The 21349-nt window shown below is 66.1% G+C and carries 21 protein-coding genes and 2 riboswitches; of the genes, 11 read left to right on the forward strand and 10 right to left on the reverse strand.

Features of this window, described 5'->3' with window-relative positions; translation table 11 throughout:
* Nucleotides 1-42: 42 nt before the first annotated feature.
* Together EBN1_RS04690 and EBN1_RS04695 are read right to left on the reverse strand one after the other, a co-directional pair.
* Entirely contained in the window at nucleotides 43-1476 is a 1434-nt protein-coding gene (locus tag EBN1_RS04690) for an efflux transporter outer membrane subunit (protein ID WP_011236758.1), read from the reverse strand.
* A 41-nt stretch (nucleotides 1477-1517) separates the two neighbouring features.
* On the reverse strand, nucleotides 1518-3443 hold the full coding sequence (locus EBN1_RS04695) for an HD domain-containing phosphohydrolase (RefSeq protein WP_041645800.1): 1926 nt from the start codon (nucleotides 3441-3443) through the stop codon (nucleotides 1518-1520).
* 683 nt (nucleotides 3444-4126) lie between these two features.
* On the opposite strand from EBN1_RS04695, the gene EBN1_RS04700 reads away from it, so the two are divergent.
* On the forward strand, nucleotides 4127-6190 hold the full coding sequence (locus tag EBN1_RS04700; protein ID WP_011236761.1) for a serine/threonine protein kinase: 2064 nt from the start codon (nucleotides 4127-4129) through the stop codon (nucleotides 6188-6190).
* Between the two features lie 48 nt (nucleotides 6191-6238).
* On the opposite strand, the gene EBN1_RS04705 is transcribed toward EBN1_RS04700, so the two are convergent.
* A complete protein-coding gene (locus tag EBN1_RS04705; RefSeq protein ID WP_011236762.1) occupies nucleotides 6239-7411 on the reverse strand; it encodes a formylglycine-generating enzyme family protein in 1173 nt (390 codons plus the stop codon).
* Between the two features lie 347 nt (nucleotides 7412-7758).
* On the opposite strand from EBN1_RS04705, the gene EBN1_RS04710 reads away from it, so the two are divergent.
* From EBN1_RS04710 to EBN1_RS04720, 3 genes are all read left to right on the forward strand, one after another.
* Entirely contained in the window at nucleotides 7759-8145 is a 387-nt protein-coding gene (locus EBN1_RS04710) for a DUF4399 domain-containing protein (protein ID WP_241762807.1), read from the forward strand.
* Between the two features lie 55 nt (nucleotides 8146-8200).
* Nucleotides 8201-8638, forward strand: a complete 438-nt coding sequence (locus EBN1_RS04715) for a DUF4399 domain-containing protein (protein ID WP_011236764.1) — start codon at nucleotides 8201-8203, stop codon at nucleotides 8636-8638.
* 254 nt (nucleotides 8639-8892) lie between these two features.
* Complete coding sequence (locus tag EBN1_RS04720) at nucleotides 8893-9471, forward strand: hemerythrin domain-containing protein (RefSeq protein ID WP_197531847.1); 579 nt, start codon at nucleotides 8893-8895, stop codon at nucleotides 9469-9471.
* Between the two features lie 109 nt (nucleotides 9472-9580).
* Here the strand turns inward: EBN1_RS04720 and EBN1_RS04725 are convergent, their stop codons facing one another.
* Together EBN1_RS04725 and EBN1_RS04730 are read right to left on the reverse strand one after the other, a co-directional pair.
* The gene (locus tag EBN1_RS04725; RefSeq protein ID WP_011236766.1) at nucleotides 9581-10126 is read right to left on the reverse strand and encodes a hypothetical protein; all 546 of its coding nucleotides are present in this window, start codon (nucleotides 10124-10126) and stop codon (nucleotides 9581-9583) included.
* 27 nt (nucleotides 10127-10153) lie between these two features.
* Nucleotides 10154-11323, reverse strand: a complete 1170-nt coding sequence (locus EBN1_RS04730) for a zinc-dependent alcohol dehydrogenase (RefSeq protein WP_011236767.1) — start codon at nucleotides 11321-11323, stop codon at nucleotides 10154-10156.
* Between the two features lie 199 nt (nucleotides 11324-11522).
* Here EBN1_RS04730 and EBN1_RS04735 point away from each other — a divergent pair, with 199 nt between their 5' ends.
* Entirely contained in the window at nucleotides 11523-12476 is a 954-nt protein-coding gene (locus tag EBN1_RS04735) for a YihY/virulence factor BrkB family protein (RefSeq protein WP_011236768.1), read from the forward strand.
* A gap of 21 nt (nucleotides 12477-12497) precedes the next feature.
* Here the strand turns inward: EBN1_RS04735 and EBN1_RS04740 are convergent, their stop codons facing one another.
* Complete coding sequence (locus EBN1_RS04740; RefSeq protein ID WP_168953637.1) at nucleotides 12498-13709, reverse strand: hypothetical protein; 1212 nt, start codon at nucleotides 13707-13709, stop codon at nucleotides 12498-12500.
* 219 nt (nucleotides 13710-13928) lie between these two features.
* Nucleotides 13929-14103, forward strand: a riboswitch (yybP-ykoY riboswitch).
* 5 nt (nucleotides 14104-14108) lie between these two features.
* On the opposite strand from EBN1_RS04740, the gene EBN1_RS04745 reads away from it, so the two are divergent.
* From EBN1_RS04745 to EBN1_RS04760, 4 genes are all read left to right on the forward strand, one after another.
* Nucleotides 14109-14687, forward strand: coding sequence for a TMEM165/GDT1 family protein (locus tag EBN1_RS04745; protein ID WP_011236771.1), 579 nt, complete (start codon nucleotides 14109-14111; stop codon nucleotides 14685-14687).
* 85 nt (nucleotides 14688-14772) lie between these two features.
* Nucleotides 14773-14874, forward strand: a riboswitch (TPP riboswitch).
* A gap of 45 nt (nucleotides 14875-14919) precedes the next feature.
* On the forward strand, nucleotides 14920-15765 hold the full coding sequence (gene thiD, locus EBN1_RS04750; RefSeq protein WP_011236772.1) for a bifunctional hydroxymethylpyrimidine kinase/phosphomethylpyrimidine kinase: 846 nt from the start codon (nucleotides 14920-14922) through the stop codon (nucleotides 15763-15765).
* Nucleotides 15766-15816: 51 nt separating this feature from the next.
* A complete protein-coding gene (gene thiC, locus EBN1_RS04755; RefSeq protein WP_011236773.1) occupies nucleotides 15817-17733 on the forward strand; it encodes a phosphomethylpyrimidine synthase ThiC in 1917 nt (638 codons plus the stop codon).
* 9 nt (nucleotides 17734-17742) lie between these two features.
* A complete protein-coding gene (locus tag EBN1_RS04760; RefSeq protein ID WP_011236774.1) occupies nucleotides 17743-18069 on the forward strand; it encodes a nucleotidyltransferase domain-containing protein in 327 nt (108 codons plus the stop codon).
* Nucleotides 18070-18372: 303 nt separating this feature from the next.
* On the opposite strand, the gene EBN1_RS04765 is transcribed toward EBN1_RS04760, so the two are convergent.
* The 4 genes from EBN1_RS04765 to EBN1_RS04780 form a co-directional block, all read right to left on the reverse strand.
* Complete coding sequence (locus EBN1_RS04765) at nucleotides 18373-18918, reverse strand: hypothetical protein (RefSeq protein ID WP_011236775.1); 546 nt, start codon at nucleotides 18916-18918, stop codon at nucleotides 18373-18375.
* Nucleotides 18915-19355, reverse strand: coding sequence for a hypothetical protein (locus tag EBN1_RS04770; RefSeq protein ID WP_041645805.1), 441 nt, complete (start codon nucleotides 19353-19355; stop codon nucleotides 18915-18917). Before EBN1_RS04770 ends, EBN1_RS04765 begins: the two co-directional genes overlap by 4 nt.
* A gap of 134 nt (nucleotides 19356-19489) precedes the next feature.
* Complete coding sequence (locus EBN1_RS04775) at nucleotides 19490-19873, reverse strand: type II toxin-antitoxin system VapC family toxin (protein ID WP_011236777.1); 384 nt, start codon at nucleotides 19871-19873, stop codon at nucleotides 19490-19492.
* Entirely contained in the window at nucleotides 19870-20148 is a 279-nt protein-coding gene (locus EBN1_RS04780) for a type II toxin-antitoxin system Phd/YefM family antitoxin (RefSeq protein WP_011236778.1), read from the reverse strand. The genes EBN1_RS04775 and EBN1_RS04780 overlap by 4 nt, the downstream gene beginning before the upstream one ends.
* Nucleotides 20149-20432: 284 nt before the next feature.
* On the opposite strand from EBN1_RS04780, the gene EBN1_RS04785 reads away from it, so the two are divergent.
* Together EBN1_RS04785 and EBN1_RS04790 are read left to right on the forward strand one after the other, a co-directional pair.
* Nucleotides 20433-20966 carry a DUF2478 domain-containing protein gene (locus EBN1_RS04785; protein WP_041645807.1) on the forward strand — a complete coding sequence of 178 codons (534 nt, stop codon included), beginning with the start codon at nucleotides 20433-20435 and terminating at the stop codon, nucleotides 20964-20966.
* Nucleotides 20963-21310 carry a YkgJ family cysteine cluster protein gene (locus EBN1_RS04790; protein ID WP_338390409.1) on the forward strand — a complete coding sequence of 116 codons (348 nt, stop codon included), beginning with the start codon at nucleotides 20963-20965 and terminating at the stop codon, nucleotides 21308-21310. Before EBN1_RS04785 ends, EBN1_RS04790 begins: the two co-directional genes overlap by 4 nt.
* Nucleotides 21311-21349: the final 39 nt, after the last annotated feature.

Raw genomic sequence — 21349 nt, forward strand, 5'->3', positions numbered from 1 at the left:
GAGCTTTCCCGTTTTCCCATAGGCACTTCCTCATCTGCATGCTCAGCGCCGCACATTCGCGACCTCGACGGTCGGCCAGCCGCCGCCGAGCGCTTTGTAGAGCGTCACCGTGTCAGCGAGAATCTGCTGGTGGTTGGCGAGCAGCGCGAGCTGCGCCGCGAGCAGCGAGCGCTCGGTCTCGAACACTTCGAGCTGGGAGACGAGCCCTTCCCGGAGCTGCGCCTCGACCTGCGCCGCGACGATCTGCAGCTGGTCGATCTGCTGCTGCAGCTCGGTGCGCTGCTGGCGGTGAGCTTCGAGGTTCGTCAGCGCGTTCTCCACTTCCTCGAACGCGGCGATCACGGTGCGCTGGTACTCGTGCTCGAAGACTTTCGTCTGGGCTTCGGTCGTCTTGAGGCGCGCCTTGATGCTCGGATCGAACGCGGGGATGTTGATGCTCGGCAGAAAACCGAACGTGAAGGACTTCAGCAGGTCGCCGAGCGCGAAGCTCGACGTGCCGCCACGCCCGGTCAGGCTGATCGACGGCAGCTGCGCGAGCCGCGCCTGCCCGACGAGGTCGTAGGCTTCGAGCAAGCGGAACTCGGCGGCGACGATGTCGGGGCGGCGGTTCAGCAGCTCGGAAGGCAGCCCGGCCGGCACTGCCGGCAGCTCGACGCGCTCCTGCAGCTTTCCCGGCGGCACGGTGAATTCGCCGGCCGGCACGCCCAGCAGCGTCGCCAGCGCGTTGCCGGCGAGGCCGCGCGCGCGCTGCAGTTCAAGCAGGTCGCGGGTCAGCGCGTTGTTCTCGGCGCGCTGGCGCAGCACCTGCGTACGGGGCACGAGGCCTTGCCCGAGCATCGCCTCGAACGTCGCGAGGATCTGCCGGCTGCGGTCGAGCGCGCGCTGCTGGCGGTCGATCTGCTCGTCGAGCTGGAGGATCTGGAAATACGTCGTCGCGACGTCGGACACGAGCGTCAGATATCCCGCCCGCCAGTCCGCTTCGGTGGCGCGGAATTCGGCAGTCTGCGCCTGGACGCCTTTTTCGACCTTGCCCCAGATGTCGAGGTCCCAGTTGACCTGGGTGCCCAGGTTGAACTGCTTGCGGAAGTTCTGCCCGGTGCTTTTCTCGAAACTCGCGCCGGCGCCGATATCAAGCGTCGGCAACGCGCCGGCGCGCGCTTCGCCGATCTGCGCCTCGGCGACCTGGATGCGCGCGGCGAGGATCTTGACGTCGAAGTTGTCGGCGATCGCACGGTTGACGAGTTCGTCGAGCGTCGGATCACCGAACTCCCGCCACCAGTCGGGCGCGATCGTGTCGGCCGCCGACACCGCGGGACGCGACCACGACGCCTTGCCGGGCGTATCGGGGCGCTGGTATTCGGCCACTTTCACGCCCGCGCAGCTCGCGAGCAACAACGCCAGCGAGCCGGCCAGCAGCGCCCGCAGCAGCGGCAGCGTCCGCCCGTACGGCCTTGACATCGACATTGGGGAAGCCATTGCGTCTCCACCTTCCGCGGGAAAAATTCGCGCTCCGCGGCTCAGGCCGCGGCCCACGCCTTCGATTCGACGAACACCCTGAACAACCGCGCATCGAGCCGTCCGGCGCGGCATTCGGCATCCAGCAGGTCCAGCGCATGTTCGAGCGGCATCGCCTTCTTGTATGGGCGATCCCCGGCGGTCAGCGCGTCGTAAATGTCCGAGATCGTCAGGATGCGTGTCTGGATGCTGATCTGCGCCCCGCGCAGCCCCATCGGGTAGCCGGAGCCGTCGAGCTTTTCGTGATGGGCGTGGGCGATCGCCGGCACGCCGCCGAGGTCGCGCGTCCACGGGATCAGGATCAGGAACGAATACGAATCGGCGACGTGCGACTCGATCTGCTTGCGCTCTTCAGCCGTCAGGCAGCCTTTCGACACGCTGAGCGCCGCGAACTCGCTGTCGCTCAGCAACGGTACGGAAACGCCGTCGGCTTCGTCGACCGTGCAGCCGAGAATGCGATCGAGCTCGTGCGAGCGCTCGGTGTACGAAATCGCCGGCTCGTTGGCGCGGCGGATCACGGCGAGGAACTCGTCGAGGCGCGCGAATTCGTCGCGCAGTCCCTGCTCGATGCGGCGCTTTTCTTCACGGAACGCGGTGAGGCCGAGTTCGCGCTCGCAGTGCAGCTCGGCCAGTTTCCGGTACGCCTGCCGCTCGAGGCACGCGCACGCGTATTTGAAGCGCTGTTCGAGCAGGCGCATCTCGGCGTGGTGGAGCTTCTTCTCCTTGCGCAGCACATGCTCGCGCACGCCCACTTTGCCGAAATCGTGCAAGAGCGCAGCGTAACGGATCTCGCGCAGCTGGTCCTCGGTGAAGGCGATGCCGCGCAGTTCGGGTTCGTCGGTGCGGTCGACCGCCCGGGCGAGGTTCTCGGCGTAGTGCGCGACGCGGAACGAGTGCCCGGCGGTCACCGGGTCGCGTTCTTCGATCGCCTGGACCGAGGCGCGGACGAAGCCTTCGAGCAGGCGCTCGATATCCGAGTACAGCTGGAAGTTCTTCAGCGCGACCGCCATCTCCGCACACACGCCGGTGAGCATTTCGAGATCCTGGCCCTTGAACGCGCAGGGATCCGAAGACGTGTCGAGCTGGATCAGTCCGAGCACCTCGCCCTCGAGCAGCAGCGGGACGCACATGACGCTCCGGATGTCCTGTGCAACGATCGATTCCTGGCAGCCGAAGTGGCGATCCGCCAGCGTGTCGACGGAGAGAATCGACAGTTTCCTGTTTAGCACCTCGTCGACGATAGTGCGAGAAATCCTCAGCTGCTCCGGGTCCTCGACGGTGCCGTCGCGCCAGCGCGCCGCGACCGGCACCGGCACCTCGCCTTCGTTCTTCCGCAGCAGGATGAAGGCGCGCTCGGCGCGCGGAAAGAGTTCGAAGATCAGGTTCATGATCTTCTCGGTCAGCGTGGCCGCGTTCGTGACGGCGCCGAGCGCGATGCCGACCTGCGCCATCGCGTGGAGCTTGCGGATCACCCCTTGCGCATCACCGTCCTCGGTCTGCGGCGGTCCTTCGAGCGGCCTGGCATACTGGGTCGCGTCGACCGTCTGCCGGATCACGGCCGGCGCGCTGTCGCGAGGCGGCACGAGCAGCGAATGGAACGCGAGCGGCGTCGACGAGATCGACAGCTCGTCGCCGTCGTGCAGCGGATGCCAGACGCCGGGGCGCAAGCGTTTGCCGAGCACGAACGTGCCGTTGAACGAGTGCAGGTCCTCGATGAAATACTCGCCCCCGTTCAGGCACACGCGCGCATGCCGGCGGCTGATGGTGTGTTCGGGGATGCAGAGAAAACGTCCCTCGGCCAGCGAATCCTGCGGATCCCGGCCGATCACCACTTCGTCATGGAGGGGGAACACCTCGCCCGTTGCGGTGACTTCGAGGTACGCGGTCACCGGGCCTGGTGACTCGGGAACGGCCACTGTGTTTCGCATTCCCACCCTCCCGCGTGCGCCGGACGATCGCTTAACTTTGACTCGTGATGAAAATACCGGTTCCGGGCAAACCGGACTGCGAAAACCCTTGAAGCCGCTCGCCCGCTCGTTCGTCAAAACGCCCATCCTCCGGTCACGGGCAGATCGCTGAGCGTCAAGATTTTCAAGCAGCTTCTCCCGAAGTCCCTGCTGCAGTGCCGAGTGCGCTCGAACACTTTTCGCAGGCTCGGCAGAGCTGTTGCACGGAGCGTGCCATCTCATCAGCGGCGCCCGGAAAACCCCTCGAGCGCTTGGAAAAAGCGTTTTATTTCCCGGAAAAGGGGAGTCTTCCGCGACCGTTCACCGGATCCCGCGTCGAGCGGAAGTGGTTTTCATCGAACACATTCCAGCGGATCTGTTTGCCGCGATCGAACACCTGGCTGGAAAGGCCGCCTTCTGCGACCGTGGCGCTTCCCGATCGCGCTCGCGGCGCCCGCCAAGCGGGCGCGGATGAACTATATTTTTTAAAGACACTTCGATTGATGAACCCGTGCAGGGTGACGTCGCGAGCGTTCTCCCTGTTCGACACTACGCTTCGATGCGCGCCCATCCACCAACCCGCAGCATCGCCCGGCTGATCCTCGTAATCCCGACCGGGCGCGAACGTGAGCCCGGAAGACTCCTGGCCGACCGAGGGGAAGCAGATGGCTAGTCTTTCGCACGCGATTCACGCTTTCCGCAGCGGCGGTCTGTCTCCCAACGAGTTTTTCGCGCAGGTCGACCGCGTCCTGGCGACGGACGAGCCCGACCAGGCGAAGCTCCTCGAGGTCCTGAGCGAAGAGCACACGAAGCTGCCGCTGCCGCCCGACGTGTACGCCGAAGTGCATCGGCGCATCGAGCACCTCACGGGCACCGGGCACAAGGACGCGAACGACGACCAGACGCGCATGCAGCTCGCTCCGGGAGCCCATGTTTCCGGGATTTCCGGCATTCACGCCCCCGCCGCAGGTACCGCGCCGTCCGAACCGGATCGCATCAAAGGCGTCGGAGACACGGTCAATGGCCGCTTCCTGCTCGAGGAATGCCTGGGCTTCGGCGGCATGGGCACCGTGTACAAGGCGCTCGACCTGCGCAAGCTCGAAGCTTCCGACCGGAACCCGTATATCGCGATCAAGGTCCTCAACGTCCAGTTCCGCGGCCATCCGAAATCCCTGATCGCGCTGCAGCGCGAGGCACGCAAAGCCCAGGCGCTCGCCCACCCGAACATCGTCGCGGTGTACGACTTCGACCGCGACGGATCGATGGTGTACCTGACGATGGAGTACCTGTCCGGCAAGCCGCTGAGCCGGGTGCTGCGCGCGCAGGGTTTCCGCGGCATGCCGTACGCAGAAGCGCTGCCGATCATCACCGGCATGGCCAACGCGCTGGCCTACGCGCACGAGCACGGCTTCGTCCACTGCGACTTCAAGCCGGCGAACGTTTTCCTCACCGACAAGGGTCCGGTCAAGGTCATCGACTTCGGCATCGCGCGGGTCTTCCGCCGCTCCGAGGAGGAGGCCGAAGCGACGGTCTTCGACGCCGGCAGCCTCGGCGGCCTGACGCCAGCGTACGCAAGCCCGGAGATCCTCGAACACCGCGAACCGGACCCGCGCGACGACATCTATGCGCTCGCCTGCATCACCTACGAGCTGCTGACCGGCGCGCATCCGTTCGGGCAGTTGCCGGCAACCCAGGCGCGCAATGCGGGACTGCGTCCGCCGCGGCCGAAACATCTGCCGGCCAGAGCGTGGCGCACGTTGCGCACCGCGCTGTCGTTCGACCGCGAAACCCGCACCCCCAGCGTCGCGCAATTCCTCGCCGGGATGAAACCCCAGCAGCGCGTCGCACTGCCGGTCGCGGCGGGGATTGCAGCGGCGGTGGCTGCTGCGCTCGTCGCGATCGCGCTTCTCTACGATCGGACACCCGCCGAGGTCGCACAGGGCGAAGCTCCCTCCGCCACTGCCGGCGCACCGCAAGAGGCGCCTCCTCCGGCCGTAGCCCCCCCAGGCGAATTCTCGGCACCCGAACCCGCACCGCCCGCCGCGATCCCGCCGCTGTCCGTGGCATCGGTCACGCCGGTGCTGGCGAAAGTGCCCTGCTCGGCGCTGGCGGCGTCGAGCAGCGGCAACACGCTGCAAGTGCAGGGCTACCTGCCCGCCACCTTCGGGCTCGCAAGCTTGCGCGACGCGCTGACCGCGATCCCCGGCGTGACGACGCTGAATACCGACGTGCAGCAGGTGAGCGCCGACAAATGCAGCGTGATCGAAACGTTCGCGCCTTACTGGGCGAAGAACCGGCAGGCCGGCGGCGAGGCTTCGATCCGCATGCAGGCGGGCGGCGCCGCGCTGACGGAAGGCGACTCGCTGATCATCGACGTGACGACTCCCGCCTACGAGTCGTACGTCCATGTCGACTATTACGTCCTCGACGGCACTGTCGTCCATCTCGTGCCGAGCCGGCGGGCGCAAGCCAACCGGGCGCCACCGCGTTACAGCGCGACGATCGGCACGGTGGCCGGATGGACGATTTCGAAGCCTTTCGGCACCGAGCTGATCGTGCTGCTGGTCACGCCGGTGCCGCTTTTCGACGGGCTACGCCCCGAATCGGAATCGCGATCGGATTATCTGCGCGCCGTCGACAAGAGCTTGCGCGACATCGCCGCGAAGCACGGGCAGGACAAGATCACGGCGGACTTCATCCAGATCACGACGCGCGCACGGGTACCCTGATTCGTGAAGGCGGCGATGCGCCGGACCAGGCCGAAATGCCCCGGATCGCTACTCGACGTCGCGCGCGACGCGGAACCCGTTCTGCGAGTGCCGCACGCTGGCACCGTACTTGAAGCGGGTCGACGACAGCATGTAGTCGGCTCCTTCGCGCCATGACCCGCCGCGTATCACGCGCACGCGGCAATCCGGTTCATCCCAGGAACGCCCGTCGGCCGGCGCCCCCTTGTAGGAGTTGTGCCAGCAGTCGCTGACCCATTCCCAGACGCTTCCGTTCATGTCGTACAGGCCGTACGGATTGGCGCGGAACGAGCCGACATTCGCCGGACCGCCTTCACGCCACGGATCGCCGCAGCCCTTGCAGTTCGCGTTGCCGCCGACCATCTGGTTGCCCCACCAGTATCGCGTCGTCGTGCCGCCGCGGATCGCGTATTCCCACTCCGCCTCGGTCGGCAGCCGGTAGGTCTTGCCGGTGACCCCGCTCAACCATTTCGCATAGATGCGGGCATCCTCCCAGTGCAGGTCGCGCACCGGGGCGTTCTTCGCCGCGCCCTCTTCCATGGCCAATTGCGGACATGCACGGGCTGCGACGCAGGCGTCCCATTGCTCGTTCGTGACCTCGTACTTGCCGATCGCGAACGGCCGCGCGATCGAGACGCGATGCGCCGGTCTTTCCGTCGGATAGTCGGTGTTGCTTCCCATGACGAATTCGCCGCCCGGCAGTCCGACCATCGCCGGGCACGTCGGGCAATCCTTGATCTCGGCAAGCGTTGCCGCTGCGGCCGGAGGTTTTTCCAGCGCCGGTGCTGCAGGGGCAGGTGCCGTGCGGGGTGGTCGTGCCGGCGCGGCGGGGGCAGCCGGAGCGGGCCGCGCGCGCGGCGGTGCGGGAGGTGTCGCCCGCGGAGTCGCGGGCGTCTCGACTTTTGGCGCAGCCGCGCGCAGCCGCTCGATGCGGGCCCGGGCGAGCGGTGCGAAACGTCCGTTCGGGTACGCTTTCAGGTACGCCTCGTAGTCGCTCGCATATTCGCTGTCCTTGATCGACTCCCAGAACGTCAGCTCGTACTGCTCCGCGCTGTCCTTGGGGAGGATTCCGGCAAGCTGGACGGGCGGCGGCGGTGCGCTCCACGGTCCCGTACCGACGCCGACACCGGCGCCCGTCGCGGCCGGGGCGAATCCGGAAGCGAACGCCACGAACATCCCGACGATGAGAAGTTCTCGCCACATCTCCAGACCCCGCTTTTCTTGTGCAGGGGAAGGACACCCCCCGCAACGCATCCAGGGCGGTCAATACGCTTCGCACGGGGATGCACCGCACGGAACAGGACATGTTTCCCGCCATGGCCCCCGGATTTCTGAGTCCCGCGCCGGCCGGGAGGCGACGATGTCCCGATTCATTATATGTATCTTTCAGCCAACTTCCGTCCTAATCTTAGGTGGCGATCAGGCTGGCCCGGAGTGAACTCGACGAACGTTCGCTCCGGCGTCCACCGCACGTTTACCCCGCATGTTTCCTGGGGAGGATGTCCGACATGTCCAGGAAAATCATTCTTGCTTCGATAGCAGCAGTAGTGATGGCAATCGGGCCCGCGCCCGCCTCCGCGGCAGGGACCCCGTCGCCGAAAGATGCCGAGGCTTACATCATCTGGCCGCCGGACGGTGCCGTCATCAGTGGCGGCAAGCTGTGGGTGCGCATGGGGCTGCGCAACATGGGCGTGTGTCCGAAAGGCGTCGAACTGCCCAACGTGGGCCATCATCACCTGCTCATCGATACCGAACTCTCGCCTGACGGGCAGATTCCGCTGGACCGCAATCACGTGCATTTCGGCGCCGGCGAAACCGAGGCGCGCATCGAGCTTCCGCCCGGCAAGCACACGCTGCAGCTGCTCATGGGCGATCACAACCACGAGCCGCACGACCCTCCTGTGTATTCGAAGAAGATATCGATCACGGTGCCCTGACCGGGTAACGCCCGGAGTTCCAGTTTGATCTTCCGCCAAGACCGGGAGCCGATCCATGCACAAGCCCATCCGCACGCTACTCATCGCCGCCACCACGGCGTTCCTGCTGTTCGCCGAAGGCGCCGTCGCCGGCAGCACCGCTGCGCCGGCCAATGCCTATCTTTACATCGGTTGGCCCAACGATGGCGAGGTCCTGCCCGCTGGACGGCCGTTCAAAGTGTGGTTCGGGCTGCGCGACATGGGCGTCGCGCCGAAGGACGTCAGCTTTCCGAACACCGGCCACCATCACCTGCTGATCGACACCGATCTGCCGTCACCGGACCAGGAAATCCCTTCCGACCGCAACCACCTGCATTTCGGTGCAGGGGAAACGGAAACGACCCTGGAACTGCCTCCGGGCAGGCACACGCTGCAGTTGTTGATGGGCGACGACAAGCACGTCCCGCACAACCCTCCGGTGTATTCGAGGAAGATCACGATCACCGTGCGGTGAGGGCCTTGCCGCGGAGCACGATGCCGGAGCCCGAGGCATGACGCGTCCGTACCGATATCTACACACCCCTGTAAGACTTACCCCGCGGCGCTTCGCCACGCCGAGCACGGAGCACGCCTGCATTCCGCCCGCCGTTCGCACCTCTACAGCGTCGCTGCTCATCATTCCGGCATCCCGTCCTGATGCGGGAACGGCGCTTGCTATTGGCGACTGCAGCCCTAACTTTTGACGGAGGCCCCTCCATGAACCCGCTGATGCGCAAACTATCCCCGAGTGCAACCCATATGATCCGCACCGACCACTCGCACGTGTTGTCGGTTTTCCATCAATATGAAACCGACACCTCGCCACAGACCAAGAAGGCGCTCGTGAACAGCGCGTGCCTGTCGCTCGAGATCCACGCCCAGCTCGAGGAGGAAATCTTTTACCCGGCGATGCGGCAGGCGATGGCCGAAAGCGCGACGGTCGACAAGTCCGTCAGCGAGCACGAGGAAATGCGGCGTCTGATCACGCAGCTGCGCGGCATGGAGCCGACGGACCCGCAATACGACGAGACTTTCATGAGCCTGATGCGCGACGTACTGCATCACGCGGCCGAGGAAGAGACCATCATGCTGCCGAAGGCTGAACGCCTGCTCGGCAACCGGCTCGCGGAACTCGGCGCAGAGATGATGAAGCGCCGGCTCGAACTGTCCGCGCCACATGCCGGGGAGATCGCGATGAACGGCGTGCGCACGATGCAGACCGGCACCCTGGTAATGACCACCGGGGCTGCGGTAGCGGGCGCGTACCTCCTCAAGAAGGTGTTCGAGCGGGGCCACCATCACGCCTGACGAACAGAACAATCGAGCCGCTTACTCTACGTAGCAACTACACGAAGGCCACGGGCTCCCAAAAGCCGTGGCCTTCGTAGTTCGCATCATCGATTTACGGGCCATCGATTTACGGGCGCAGCGCCACCGGCGGCCATGGCGCGAGCAGCGCTGGCGTCGCCATGTCGGGCGGCATCTCGAAATCCTTGCGCGCCGCGCCGCGCATCGCCACCGGCGGCAGCGGCAGGCCGCGCCGTTCGTGGTAGTCGCGGATCGGCGGGCGTCCCCGCCGCTCGATGCGGTCCAGTGCGTTCGCGCAGCCTGCGTCGAGCGCGGCGACCGCGGCCACCGCGCCAAGCAGCGCGCGCGAGGCGGGCGGGCGGGCATTGCGCGCATTGCCGAGCGCGGCGAAATCGAACGCGTCGCCGGCCACCCGCACCCACATCCACGGTCCCGGCCGGCGCGCGGCAAGGATACCGATGCCGGTGACGATCTCACGCACGCCGCACGCGCGTACAAAGCGCTCGTTGCCGCGCATCCCGGCCGCCCCGGCCACGAGGCGTGGCATCAGCACCTGCGCGACGCCGAGCCCGATGCTGAACCAGCCGAGGCCGCGTGCGGCGGCGCGGGTGCGGCGGTGACGGGCCGGAGTTCTCGTGAAGGCAGTCGCACTCATCGCTCATCTCCTCAGGGCTTCAGGGCTTCAGGGCTTCAGGACGACCTTGATGCAGCCGTCCTTCTTGTCGCGAAACGTCTTGTACATTTCCGGCCCGTCCTCGAGCGCGGCAACGTGCGTGACGACGAAAGTCGGGTCGATCTGCCCTTCCTCGATGCGGCGCAGCAGATCGGCGGTCCAGCGATTGACGTGGGTCTGACCGGTGCGCAGCGTCAGCCCCTTGTTCATCAGCGCGCCGAACGGCAGCTTGTCGATCAGCCCGCCATACACGCCCGGCACCGACAGCGTGCCGGCCGGGCGGCACACGTAGATCATCTCGCGCAGCACATGCGGCCGGTCGGTTTCGAGCATGATCGCCTGCTTCGCGCGGTCGTACAGCGAGTCGAGCGACTGCGTCGCGTGGGCTTCCATGCCGACCGCGTCGATGCACTTCTCCGGCCCCTTGCCGCCGGTCAGTTCGTTGAGCCGCTCGATAACGCTCTCGTCCTCGCAGTTGATCGTCGTCGCCCCTCCGGCCTGCGCCATGCCGAGGCGTTCGGGAACGCGGTCGATCGCGATGACCTGCTTCGCGCCGAGCAGCACGGCGCTGCGGATCGCGAACTGCCCCACCGGCCCCGCGCCCCAGATCGCGACCGTGTCGGTCGGCTGGATGTCGCACTGCACCGCCGCTTGCCAGCCGGTCGGCAGGATGTCGCCGAGGAACAGCACCTGGTCGTCGGAAAGTCCGCTCGTGATCTTCACCGGCGCGACGTCGGCATACGGCACGCGCACGTACTCGGCCTGCCCACCCGCATAACCGCCGGTCAGGTGCGTGTAGCCGAAAAGCCCCGCCGTCGAATGTCCGAAAGTCTTGTCGGCAAGCGCCTTGTTGCGGTTGCTGCGTTCGCAGACGGAAAAGTTGCCGCGGCGACACTGCTCGCATTCACCGCAGCAGATCGTGAATGGCACGACGACGCGGTCGCCGACCTTGAGGCGGTGGTCCGCGGCGCCGACCTCGACGACTTCGCCCATGAACTCGTGACCGAGGATGTCGCCCGACTCCATGCCCATCATGAAGCCGTCGTAGAGATGAAGATCCGAACCGCAGATCGCGCAGCTCGTCACCTTGACGATCGCATCGCGCGGATCCTCTATGCGCGGATCGGGAACGGTGTCGTAGCGGACGTCCTTCTTGCCATGCCAGCAAAGCGCTTTCATCGGGTGGCTCCTTCGATTCCCGGTATATATTTCGGGGACGGCGCCGCCCCTGCGGCGATCGGCGTCTCGCGCGTCCGCAGCAAGCGTCATTCCTGTCCCGACCCCGAACGCGGCTGTCGGCACGAGGAAAAAGTCGGTGGAAGAAGTGCGCGGAGCGCAAAATGCTTGGTTGCACGAATTCCAGTGCGAGGGGCTATTCATGAGGAAAGTATTGGGCTACTGGTTCGGCGTGCTGCGCCGCACCGTGAATTACTGGCTCGACAGCGACGCGTTCATCCATGCCGCGGCGCTCGCGTTCTTCACCGTGTTCTCGGTCGCGCCGGTCGTCATCATCGTCGTCAGCATCGTCGGCGCAGTGCTCGGCGAGGATGCGGCACGCGGCCAGATCGCCGCGCAGCTCGAACAGGCGATCGGCCCGGAGGCCGCCCAAGCGGTGCAGACCGCGGTCGCAAGCAGCCGGCTGGAAGCCACCGGCCTGCTGCCGACGCTCGTCGGCATCGGCGCGATGCTGTTCGGTGCGACGACCGTGTTCGCGCAGATGCAGCGCTCGCTGAACGCGATCTGGGGAGTGATGGCGAAACCCTCGCGCAGCAGCGTCTTCCTGCTCGTCAAGGCGCGCCTGCTGTCGCTGATGGTGGTGCTGGCGATCGGCTTCGTGCTGCTGGTATCGCTGCTGCTGAGCGTGATCGTGAACTCGCTCATCGCCTTCGCGAGCGACTGGCTCCCGGTGCCGGCCCCGCTGCTTGCGGGCGTCGAGACGGTGGTGTCGCTCGCAGTCGTCACGCTGCTGTTCGGGACGATTTTCCGCGTGCTGCCGGACGTGATCCTGCGCTGGAAGGACGTCGCGCTGGGCGCCTTCGTCACGGCGGCGCTATTCACGTTCGGCCGGTCGCTGATCGCGCTGTACCTGGCGAAGACGGCGCCGGCTTCCACTTATGGCGCCGCGGGCTCGCTGGTGCTGCTGTTGTTATGGGTGAACTATTCGTCACTGATCCTGCTGTTCGGCGCGGCGTTCACGCGCGCGCATCGGGAGGGCCGCGGATTGCCTATCCGGCCACGCCACTCAGCGGTACTGGTGCATACCGAAGTGGTCGAGGAAAAAGTTTCCGACCTCGAAGGCCGGCCGCCGCCAGCCCGGTCGTCGCCCGTGTGACGATGGAACTCGAGCAGCGAGTCATGCATCGGCCGCGGCCTTCAGTACGATCTCGAAGTCCGGGCCCGGATCGAGCGACAGCACGAGCGCGGCGAAGCGCAGCCGCGCCGCCTCGAGCGATGCTGCGCTCCAGCCGGAACCTTCAGTCACGAAAGGGCCTTCCGGGTGGAAATTCCACTGCGTCGGCCCGATGATCGCGTACTCGGCGACGCGCTCGCCGTCGAGCTGCACCGCGTGCAGCACCAGGCCGCGCGCGGTCTCGACCCACGCGAGCCCTGCCCCGTCACCGAGCGGCGCCGCGTCGAGCAGCGTCGGCATGTCGGGCGCGAGCGGGTGACGCAGACGGCTTGCGCAATCTGCCAGATCGATGACCCGCGCAAACAGGCGCGCCGCGATGCGGTGGCCTTTCGTCAGCAGGATGCGCACGAGCATCGAACCGGCATGGCGCGCGAGCACGCCGGTTTCATGCGCCTGCCCGTGCAGCGACGGCGTGCGACAGAACTGCGGCGAAGGCAGCCCCCCGAGCATCTCTCCCCAGGTCTGCGCCGACAGCGGCGGCAGCAGCGGCACGGCATCGTGCTCGGAAGTGGAAGTGCCGATTTCGATCAGGTCGGCGAGCGCCTCGCCGATCGTGCCGCCTCGCCGGGCACGTTCGACGAACTCGCGCAACGCCGTCGGCTCGCGCGTCGCGCGAAAGAAACCGCCGAGCAGCTCGACCGCGACCAGGTCGAGCAGGTCGCCGCCCAGTTCGTAGGCTGCCCGCCCGTCGCGGACCTGCGCGAGGCCGTGGTGCAACATCGCGAACCGTTCCCGGCGCGGCTCGTGGCCGAACAGCACCGGCCAGTCGAGCATCAGCCGCGACAGATGCTCCTGCGCGGTTTCCGCCGCGACCGTGCGCTCGTCGTCGCGCGCTTCGCTGCGCGCCGCCCCTTCCGCACCCGCGGCGACGAATGCCGCCAGCGCGACGACCGTCTGCGCCCGAGGAGCCGTTCGGCACAGCCCGGGAAGTCGCGCCAGCGCCTCCCCGACCGTGCACCCGACGAGCTGCCGCGTATCGAGCGGGCGGGAATCGAGGATGGCCGGCGCGGTGACACGCTCGCCATCCCATCTCGCCTCGATGTGCAGCGGCTCGCGCAGCGCGCGCCGCTCCCGAAGTCCTTGCCCGGTTGCCGCCTTCGCCGCCGGGACGGGAATTCCGACACTGCGGGCCCCCGCTACCACACCCTCGAACATGCATCCTCCTTGCCCCAATGTCGGCATCCGCCCTCCGCCGTCACGGCGACCGGCTCACGAGACGCAGCGCAGACGGCGGGAGGTCATGATATGCGCCCAAGTGGCCAGCGGGAAAGTCCGGGCGGCGATCGAGGGACTGCGCCTGCGACGAAGGCCGCGCTGCGCGGAGCCGCCTCAGCGCGACTCGTCTTCCAATCAATGCGTCACCCCGGTAGAATTCGCGCCGTCATCAGGGAGTAGCCGCCTGCGAGCCTTCGCAGGGACCACGTCAACAGACTTGCGCGTCGCGCATGGCGTGGCCAGCCTTCGGGCCTGGCGAGACTTTTGGCTGCATGCCCTCCGATTTTTCGGGCCCGGGAGGCGTGCGGTCATCGGTCATCAGCCGGCCCGGAGAACCTGATGAATCTTCCTGCCGAAGCTTTCCTGACGTCCTCGGGTATCGTCGCGCTCGCCGAGATCGGCGACAAGACCCAGCTGCTCGCCTTCATGCTCGCGGCCCGCTTCCGTCGCCCGTGGCCGATCGCCGCCGGCATCCTGATCGCGACCATCGCGAACCATGCGTTCGCCGGCGCCGTCGGCACGTGGATCACGACGCTGCTCGGGCCGGACCTGCTGCGCTGGGTGCTCGGCGCGTCCTTCCTCGCGATGGCGGCGTGGATCCTGGTCCCGGACAAGCTCGACGACGACGATCTCGCCACGCCGAAGCTCGGCGTGCTCGCGACGACGATCGTCGCGTTCTTCCTCGCCGAGATGGGCGACAAGACGCAGATCGCGACGGTCGCGCTCGCTGCGCAGTACGGCGCCTTCGCCGCGGTCGTCGCTGGCACGACGTTCGGCATGATGGTCGCGAACGTGCCGGCCGTCGTCGCTGGCGACCGCTTCGCGAACCGGTTGCCGGTCCGCCTGATCCACGGCATCGCGGCGGCATTGTTCGCGGTGCTCGGCATCGCCGCGCTGGCGGGCTTCGGCGGCGGCTGAGCGCATCACCGTTCATGAGGAAATGAACGGTTTCGATCGGGACGCTAAAAATCCTTGCCCAAGCTGTTTCCGTCCGGTAACGTTCGCAGCTCGTTGGGGGTGCCCGTGCGGCTTTCGCACGCGCTGAGAAAAACCCTTTGAACCTGATCCGGATCGCACCGGCGTAGGGAAACGCTTTCATGCAGACCTGTTCACCACCGCTCCAGCCATTCTCCCGCACGGGATTGCGCGCATGACGCGCCCGCCTCCGAACGTCGTCTCGATCGCCGGCGTCGATCCGAGCGGCGGCGCCGGCGTACTCGCCGACATCAAGACTTTCTCCGCGCTCGGCGCCTATGGCTGCGGCATCGTTGCCGCGCTGACCGCGCAGAACACGCAGGCCGTCACGGGCGTGCATACGCCGCCGGTCGCGTTCCTGCGCCTGCAGATCGACACCCTTTTTGCCGATGTCGAGCTCGCTGCAGTCAAGCTCGGCATGCTCGGAACGGCCGATGTGGTCGCGGCCGTCGCCGACCGGCTCGCCCATTTCGGTGCACCCTTCGTCGTCTGCGATCCGGTGATGGTCGCGAAAAGCGGCGATCACCTGCTCGCGAAAAACGCCGTCGCGATGCTGATCGAGGCGCTGCTGCCGCAAAGCTTCATGATCACGCCGAACCTCCCGGAAGCGGGCGTGCTGCTCGAGCAGCGTGCCCCCGAGTCGGTCAAGGAGATGTACCGCGCGGCGGAGCGGCTGCGCGACATGCTGCCGCTGTCGTCCGAGCGCTGGGTGCTGCTCAAGGGCGGCCACCTGCCCGGCGCCGAAGTCGTCGACCTGCTGTTCGACGGCGACCGGATGATCGAGCTGCCGTCGCCGCGCCTCGACACGAAGAACACGCACGGCACCGGCTGCACGCTGTCGTCGGCGATCGCCGCGCTGCTGCCGCAACATGCGGGCGGGCTGCGTCCGGTCGAAGCCGCCGTGCGCGACGCGCGCCACTATCTGCTGCGCGCGATCGCGTCTGCCGACGCGCTCGCGGTCGGCCGGGGGCACGGCCCGGTCCACCATTTCCACGCCGTGTGGCCCCGCCAGCAGGCATAACGACACGCCGCGCTGCACAGCGGCCTAACTATCCCCAGATACGGAGACACCATGAACGCCAGCGAAAAATTCATCGCCGCGAAAGCCCATGTCGACGAGGCGGCGGTTGCCCCGCTGCCGAACTCGCGCAAGATCCACGTCGAAGGCTCGCGCCCGGACATCCGCGTGCCGATGCGCGAAATTTCGCAGGCCGACACGCCCGCATCGATGGGCGCGGAGCCAAATCCGCCGATCTTCGTCTACGACTGTTCCGGCCCGTACACCGACCCCACCGCGAAAATCGACATCCGCTCCGGCTTGGTGGCGCTGCGCCAGCAGTGGATCGAGGAGCGCGGCGACACCGAGGTGCTCGCCGATCTGTCGTCCGAGTTCGGCCGCAGCCGCGCCGCCGACAAGGCGCTCGACGAGCTGCGCTTCCCCGGCCTGCATCGCCATCCGCGCCGCGCCAAGGCCGGAATGAACGTCAGCCAGATGCACTACGCGCGCCGCGGCCTCATCACGCCCGAGATGGAATACGTCGCGATCCGCGAGAACATGAACCGCGCGGCCTACGTCGAGTCGCTGCGCACCGCGGGCCCGACCGGCGAGAAGATGGCGAAGCTCCTGACCCGCCAGCATCCGGGCCAGTCATTCGGCGCGTCGATCCCCGAGGAAATCACGCCGGAATTCGTGCGCTCGGAAGTCGCGCGCGGCCGCGCGATCATCCCGAACAACATCAACCACCCGGAAAGCGAACCGATGATCATCGGCCGCAACTTCCTCGTGAAGATCAACGCGAACATCGGCAACTCGGCGCTCGGCTCGTCGATCTCGGAAGAGGTCGACAAGATGACCTGGGCGATCCGCTGGGGCGGCGACACGGTGATGGATCTGTCCACCGGCAAGAACATCCACGAAACCCGCGAGTGGATCATCCGCAACTCGCCCGTGCCGATCGGCACCGTGCCGATCTACCAGGCGCTCGAGAAAGTCGACGGCAAGGCCGAGGAGCTGACCTGGGAGATCTTCCGCGACACGCTGATCGAGCAGGCCGAACAGGGCGTCGACTACTTCACGATCCACGCCGGCGTGCTGCTGCGCTACGTGCCGATGACCGCGAACCGCATGACCGGCATCGTCTCGCGCGGCGGCTCGATCATGGCCAAGTGGTGCCTCGCGCATCACAAGGAGAGCTTCCTCTACACGCACTTCGAGGACATCTGCGACATCATGAAGGCCTACGACGTCGCCTTCTCGCTCGGCGACGGCCTGCGCCCGGGCTCGATCTACGATGCGAACGACGACGCGCAGCTCGGCGAGCTGAAGACGCTCGGCGAACTCACCGACATCGCGTGGAAGCACGACGTGCAGACGATCATCGAAGGCCCGGGGCACGTGCCGATGCACCTCATCAAGGAGAACATGGATCTCCAGCTCGAGCACTGCAAGGAGGCGCCGTTCTACACGCTCGGACCGCTGACGACCGACATCGCGCCGGGCTACGACCACATCACGAGCGGCATCGGCGCGGCGCAGATCGGCTGGTACGGCACGGCGATGCTGTGCTACGTCACGCCGAAGGAGCACTTGGGCCTGCCGAACAAGCAGGACGTCAAGGAAGGCATCATCACTTACAAGCTCGCCGCGCACGCCGCGGACCTCGCGAAAGGCCACCCCGGCGCGCAGATCCGCGACAACGCATTGAGCAAGGCGCGTTTCGAGTTCCGCTGGGAAGACCAGTTCAACCTCGGGCTGGACCCGGACAAGGCGAAGGAATTCCACGACGAGACGCTGCCGAAGGACTCGGCGAAAGTCGCGCACTTCTGCTCGATGTGCGGCCCGCATTTCTGCTCGATGAAGATCACGCAGGACGTGCGCGACTTCGCCGCGAAGGAAGGCCTCAAGGAAGACGAGGCGCTCGCGAAAGGGATGGAAGTTAAGGCCGTCGAGTTCGTCAAGAGCGGGGCCGAGGTGTATCGGCAGGTGTAAGCTGCAGACATGGCAAGCACGGGGCGCATCTCCGATCAGACCGTCGCCGCCGCCGTCCGGGCGCTGGCGGAGGGTGCGCACCCCCGGAAAATCCTGCTGTTCGGCTCGTATGCCCGCGGCGATGCAACGGCCGAATCCGACCTCGACCTTCTCGTGATCGAAGACGAAGTCCCCGACCGAGCAGGCGAAATGGTGCGCCTGCGCCGGCTGCTACGCCCGCTGCGCATCCCGACGGATGTCCTTGTCTATTCAGCCGACGAAGTGCAACGCTGGGGCGCCCAGCCGGGCTCGGCGCTGTACTGGGCGCTGCGCGAGGGGAAAGTCGTTTATGGCTGACGCGGTCGATCAGTTCGGCCCCCATCGCGGGGCGCCGGCTCCAGTCGAAGATGGCCATGTCGCAATTGCGCCACCAGACGACACACAACCCCTCGATAAGCGCCTCGCGCGCTTCGATCCGGAGCGTCACAGTGGCGAGGCCATGGTGAGTCCGAATGTCGGAGCTGAACATTGCCAAGCGCCGGCCGTTGACTGTCATTAAAGCTCCCGTAGGGCGGAAAAGCGAAGCGCCTTCCGCCACTCCGACGCCTGCACATGCATCGTCGCAAGGCTTGGCGGATAACAGTATCTACGCGGGCTGAATCAGAGATTCATGGCGGAAACCGCTTGCAGGCCCTGGCTGATGTTCTCGCGGGCGGCGGCTTCGACCGCCAGACGGAGCCGGGTGACGCCAACCAGTGAGTCGCTGGCCCTTGCGGTGCCGGAGCTCTTTACGGACTTGCGCATTACCACCGAGCGGTCGGACAACTTGACCAGTGACCAAGCAGCCTCCATGTCGACGGTGAAGGAGAATCCAATAAGCGGTTTAGTCAAATTGGATACTCGGACGGACAACTCGTAGTCGCCCCCCTTGCCCTGAACGACACTCTTGAACACCTTGTTGCGGACCACGGCCTCCTCGATGGCGGCTTTTAGATCAACGTCGGAGATGTTGCTGCTGTCCATGGCGCCGGTATCGCTGCCTCCGCTGCTCTGGATGCGCACGGCGTATGGGTGGGTCCGAGTGGTGCCAAGGGCCTGCGGGACCATCGCTTCGCGGTTTGCCGGTGAGGCGCAGCCTATGAGGGAAAGTGCCAACGTGGCGGCAGTGACGGCGAGGCCTGTGCGGATGGTATTCGAGAAAATCATTTGTTTTGACCCTTGTAGATATTATCGATGACCTCATTCGCCATTTCGCCCGGTGACTTGCGGGTCAGCGAGGTATGGTACGAATTGCCGCTTGCAAGAGGGAAATCGCTTTCTGGTTCGCGGATCACGACGGTGAGTTCGAGCATGTACATGGTGATGTCCCACATCCACTTTTCTACGTAGGTGACCGTGGCATCGACCTTGCCCGGACGAGTGTCCGCGTCGGTGGTGACACTGATGCCCTTCGAGCGCAGCCTGTCAGCGATCAGTGCATCGGTGTTGGCATTGTCGTCGGCGAACTTCTTGACATGCATGGTCTTCAATGTCGAGAGATCGGTGGCCGGATCGGTGTGGGCGGTAGCCCGGTTGATTGCACATCCGGTCCCCAGAGTGACGATCATGCAGAGCAGGAGAAGGAGTTTCAGTATCTGGTTCATGGTGTGATGCCCGCTGATCCCACAAGAAATAATTAAATGGAATACGACTAATGATTATATCATGGTCGGGTATAACAGACGCCCGATAGGGAATGAATCAGGCATATCCTGACCCTGTTCTCTTTCCCTAAGAATCAGATGACGCGGATGGTGCTGCCGTAGCGCGCGAGCTTGCGATCGACGGTGAGCAGGATCAACGGCTCGGACAGCGACTGCGTGACCAGCAGACGGTCGAAGGGGTCGCGGTGGTCGTCGAATGCCGGCAGGTCGGCGAGCTTGAGGATGTGTGCGTTTTCGATCGGGAGCCAGGCAAAGCCCATGGCTTCGACCTGTTCGGCGAACACCGGCAAATCGATGCGGATCTTGCCGAGCCCGGCCTTGATGGTCAGTTCCCACAGGGACACGCGGCTGACCAGCACTTCGCCGGCGGCCTCGACCAGATGGCGGACCTCATCGGTGACGCGAGGGTCGCCGGTCTGCCACCAGAACGCGAAATGAGTGTCGAGCAGCAGCCTCACCGGTCGGCTCCGGAGCTGCGGGGGTCTGCGCCCTCGCTGCCGTCCTGCAGGCAGGAAAACAACTCATCGACCGGCGCATCGAAATCGTCCGCCATCTGCCAGTCGAGCCCCTTCATGCTGCCGGGCGGCGCAATTCGGCGGCGTGGCGGACGGTAAGCGGCCAGCCTGGCCACCGGCTGGCCGGCACGCGCGATGACCACCTCCTCGCCACGCTCGACGATTTCGAGCAGGCGGGACAGGTGGGTCTTGGCTTCATGGATGTTGACGACGTGCATGAGAACCTCGGGCTCTGTTGAGCCAAATGAGTGAGCTAAGGTTTAGTCTAGCTCCATCAGGATGCATTCATGAACTCGAACACGGCGCGGTGCCGGTTTGGCAGCTCCTCATCGTGGGAGGCATTCTCGATTCTGGGAGGCTACGCCCCTCGCTCCAGTGAGGCTGAATTGCTTATGCCGGGGAAGAATTCCTTGCAATCACCAACAGAAAATCCCGCCATCCCTTCATCGCTGCCGCAGCGGATGAGACAATCCCACACTCATCCCGCCAGCCCGAGTCCGCCATGTCCTCCGATGCCCTGCCGATCGCCGCGATCCTCTACACGCCCGCCGACCATATCGAGCCGGTGCTGATCGAAGCCGCGCGGCAGCTCGCGCAGCAGGGAGTGCGGCTCGGAGGCGTGCTGCAGCACGATATCCCGACGACGACCGAGGATCCCTGCGGCATGGAGCTCGAAGACCTGTCGGGCGGCGAACGGTTTGCGCTGTCGCAGGACCTGGGCAGTGGTTCCGAGGCATGCCGGCTCGATCCGGACGCGCTCGCGCATGCGGCAATGGCGGTGCGCAATGCGCTCGAACAGGGCGCGACGCTGGTGTTCATCAACAAGTTCGGCGCGCAGGAGGCCTGCGGCTCGGGCCTGCGCGCCGAGATGGCGATGGCGGTCGCGTCGGGCGTTCCCGTCGTCACTGCGGTCGGCGAGCGCTTCCTCGACGAATGGCAGCGCTTCACCGGCGGCGGTTCGACGCTGCTGGCGCCCGACGTCGCGGCGATCCTCGAATGGTGGGACACCGTGCGCGACGCGGCGCAGCCGGCGTGACACTGCGCGGGCCGGACTCGGGAACCACGCTCGCACCGCCAGCTTCGCCTGCGGCTCCGGTGACAGCCGGCGGCAGCGCCTCGAGCGCGATGCAATGCCGGGCAGGCTGCGACGCTTGCTGCATCGCGCCGTCGATCTCGTCGCCGATTCCCGGAATGCCGAACGGCAAGGCGGCGGGAGTCCGCTGCGCTCAGCTCACGACGACGAACCGTTGCGCGATATTCGGCCGACCGCACCGCCCGGCCTGCTGCGCCGGCCTCAAGCCCGCCGAAGAGATGTGCGACCGCTCCTCCATGGAAGCGCTGCGGTGGCTCGCGAAGCAGGAAGCAGCGACGAGCCCGTAGCGTCTCGCCGTCCGCCGCGCGCTTTTCGAAAAAAACACG

The sequence above is a fragment of the Aromatoleum aromaticum EbN1 genome (assembly GCF_000025965.1).
Taxonomy (GTDB): domain Bacteria; phylum Pseudomonadota; class Gammaproteobacteria; order Burkholderiales; family Rhodocyclaceae; genus Aromatoleum; species Aromatoleum aromaticum.

Coding starts and splice junctions, on each gene's coding strand:
- thiC (WP_011236773.1), top strand. CDS start 15,817: ATGAACGCCAGCGAAAAATTCATCGCCGCGAAAGCCCATGTCGACGAG.
- EBN1_RS04770 (WP_041645805.1), bottom strand. CDS start 19,355: ATGAACCAGATACTGAAACTCCTTCTCCTGCTCTGCATGATCGTCACT.
- EBN1_RS04785 (WP_041645807.1), top strand. CDS start 20,433: ATGTCCTCCGATGCCCTGCCGATCGCCGCGATCCTCTACACGCCCGCC.
- EBN1_RS04720 (WP_197531847.1), top strand. CDS start 8,893: ATGCGCAAACTATCCCCGAGTGCAACCCATATGATCCGCACCGACCAC.
- EBN1_RS04700 (WP_011236761.1), top strand. CDS start 4,127: ATGGCTAGTCTTTCGCACGCGATTCACGCTTTCCGCAGCGGCGGTCTG.
- EBN1_RS04745 (WP_011236771.1), top strand. CDS start 14,109: ATGAATCTTCCTGCCGAAGCTTTCCTGACGTCCTCGGGTATCGTCGCG.
- EBN1_RS04725 (WP_011236766.1), bottom strand. CDS start 10,126: ATGAGTGCGACTGCCTTCACGAGAACTCCGGCCCGTCACCGCCGCACC.
- EBN1_RS04780 (WP_011236778.1), bottom strand. CDS start 20,148: ATGCACGTCGTCAACATCCATGAAGCCAAGACCCACCTGTCCCGCCTG.
- EBN1_RS04740 (WP_168953637.1), bottom strand. CDS start 13,709: ATGTTCGAGGGTGTGGTAGCGGGGGCCCGCAGTGTCGGAATTCCCGTC.
- EBN1_RS04710 (WP_241762807.1), top strand. CDS start 7,759: ATGGCAATCGGGCCCGCGCCCGCCTCCGCGGCAGGGACCCCGTCGCCG.
- EBN1_RS04735 (WP_011236768.1), top strand. CDS start 11,523: ATGAGGAAAGTATTGGGCTACTGGTTCGGCGTGCTGCGCCGCACCGTG.
- EBN1_RS04705 (WP_011236762.1), bottom strand. CDS start 7,411: ATGTGGCGAGAACTTCTCATCGTCGGGATGTTCGTGGCGTTCGCTTCC.
- EBN1_RS04765 (WP_011236775.1), bottom strand. CDS start 18,918: ATGATTTTCTCGAATACCATCCGCACAGGCCTCGCCGTCACTGCCGCC.
- EBN1_RS04715 (WP_011236764.1), top strand. CDS start 8,201: ATGCACAAGCCCATCCGCACGCTACTCATCGCCGCCACCACGGCGTTC.
- thiD (WP_011236772.1), top strand. CDS start 14,920: ATGACGCGCCCGCCTCCGAACGTCGTCTCGATCGCCGGCGTCGATCCG.
- EBN1_RS04695 (WP_041645800.1), bottom strand. CDS start 3,443: ATGCGAAACACAGTGGCCGTTCCCGAGTCACCAGGCCCGGTGACCGCG.
- EBN1_RS04690 (WP_011236758.1), bottom strand. CDS start 1,476: ATGGCTTCCCCAATGTCGATGTCAAGGCCGTACGGGCGGACGCTGCCG.
- EBN1_RS04760 (WP_011236774.1), top strand. CDS start 17,743: ATGGCAAGCACGGGGCGCATCTCCGATCAGACCGTCGCCGCCGCCGTC.
- EBN1_RS04730 (WP_011236767.1), bottom strand. CDS start 11,323: ATGAAAGCGCTTTGCTGGCATGGCAAGAAGGACGTCCGCTACGACACC.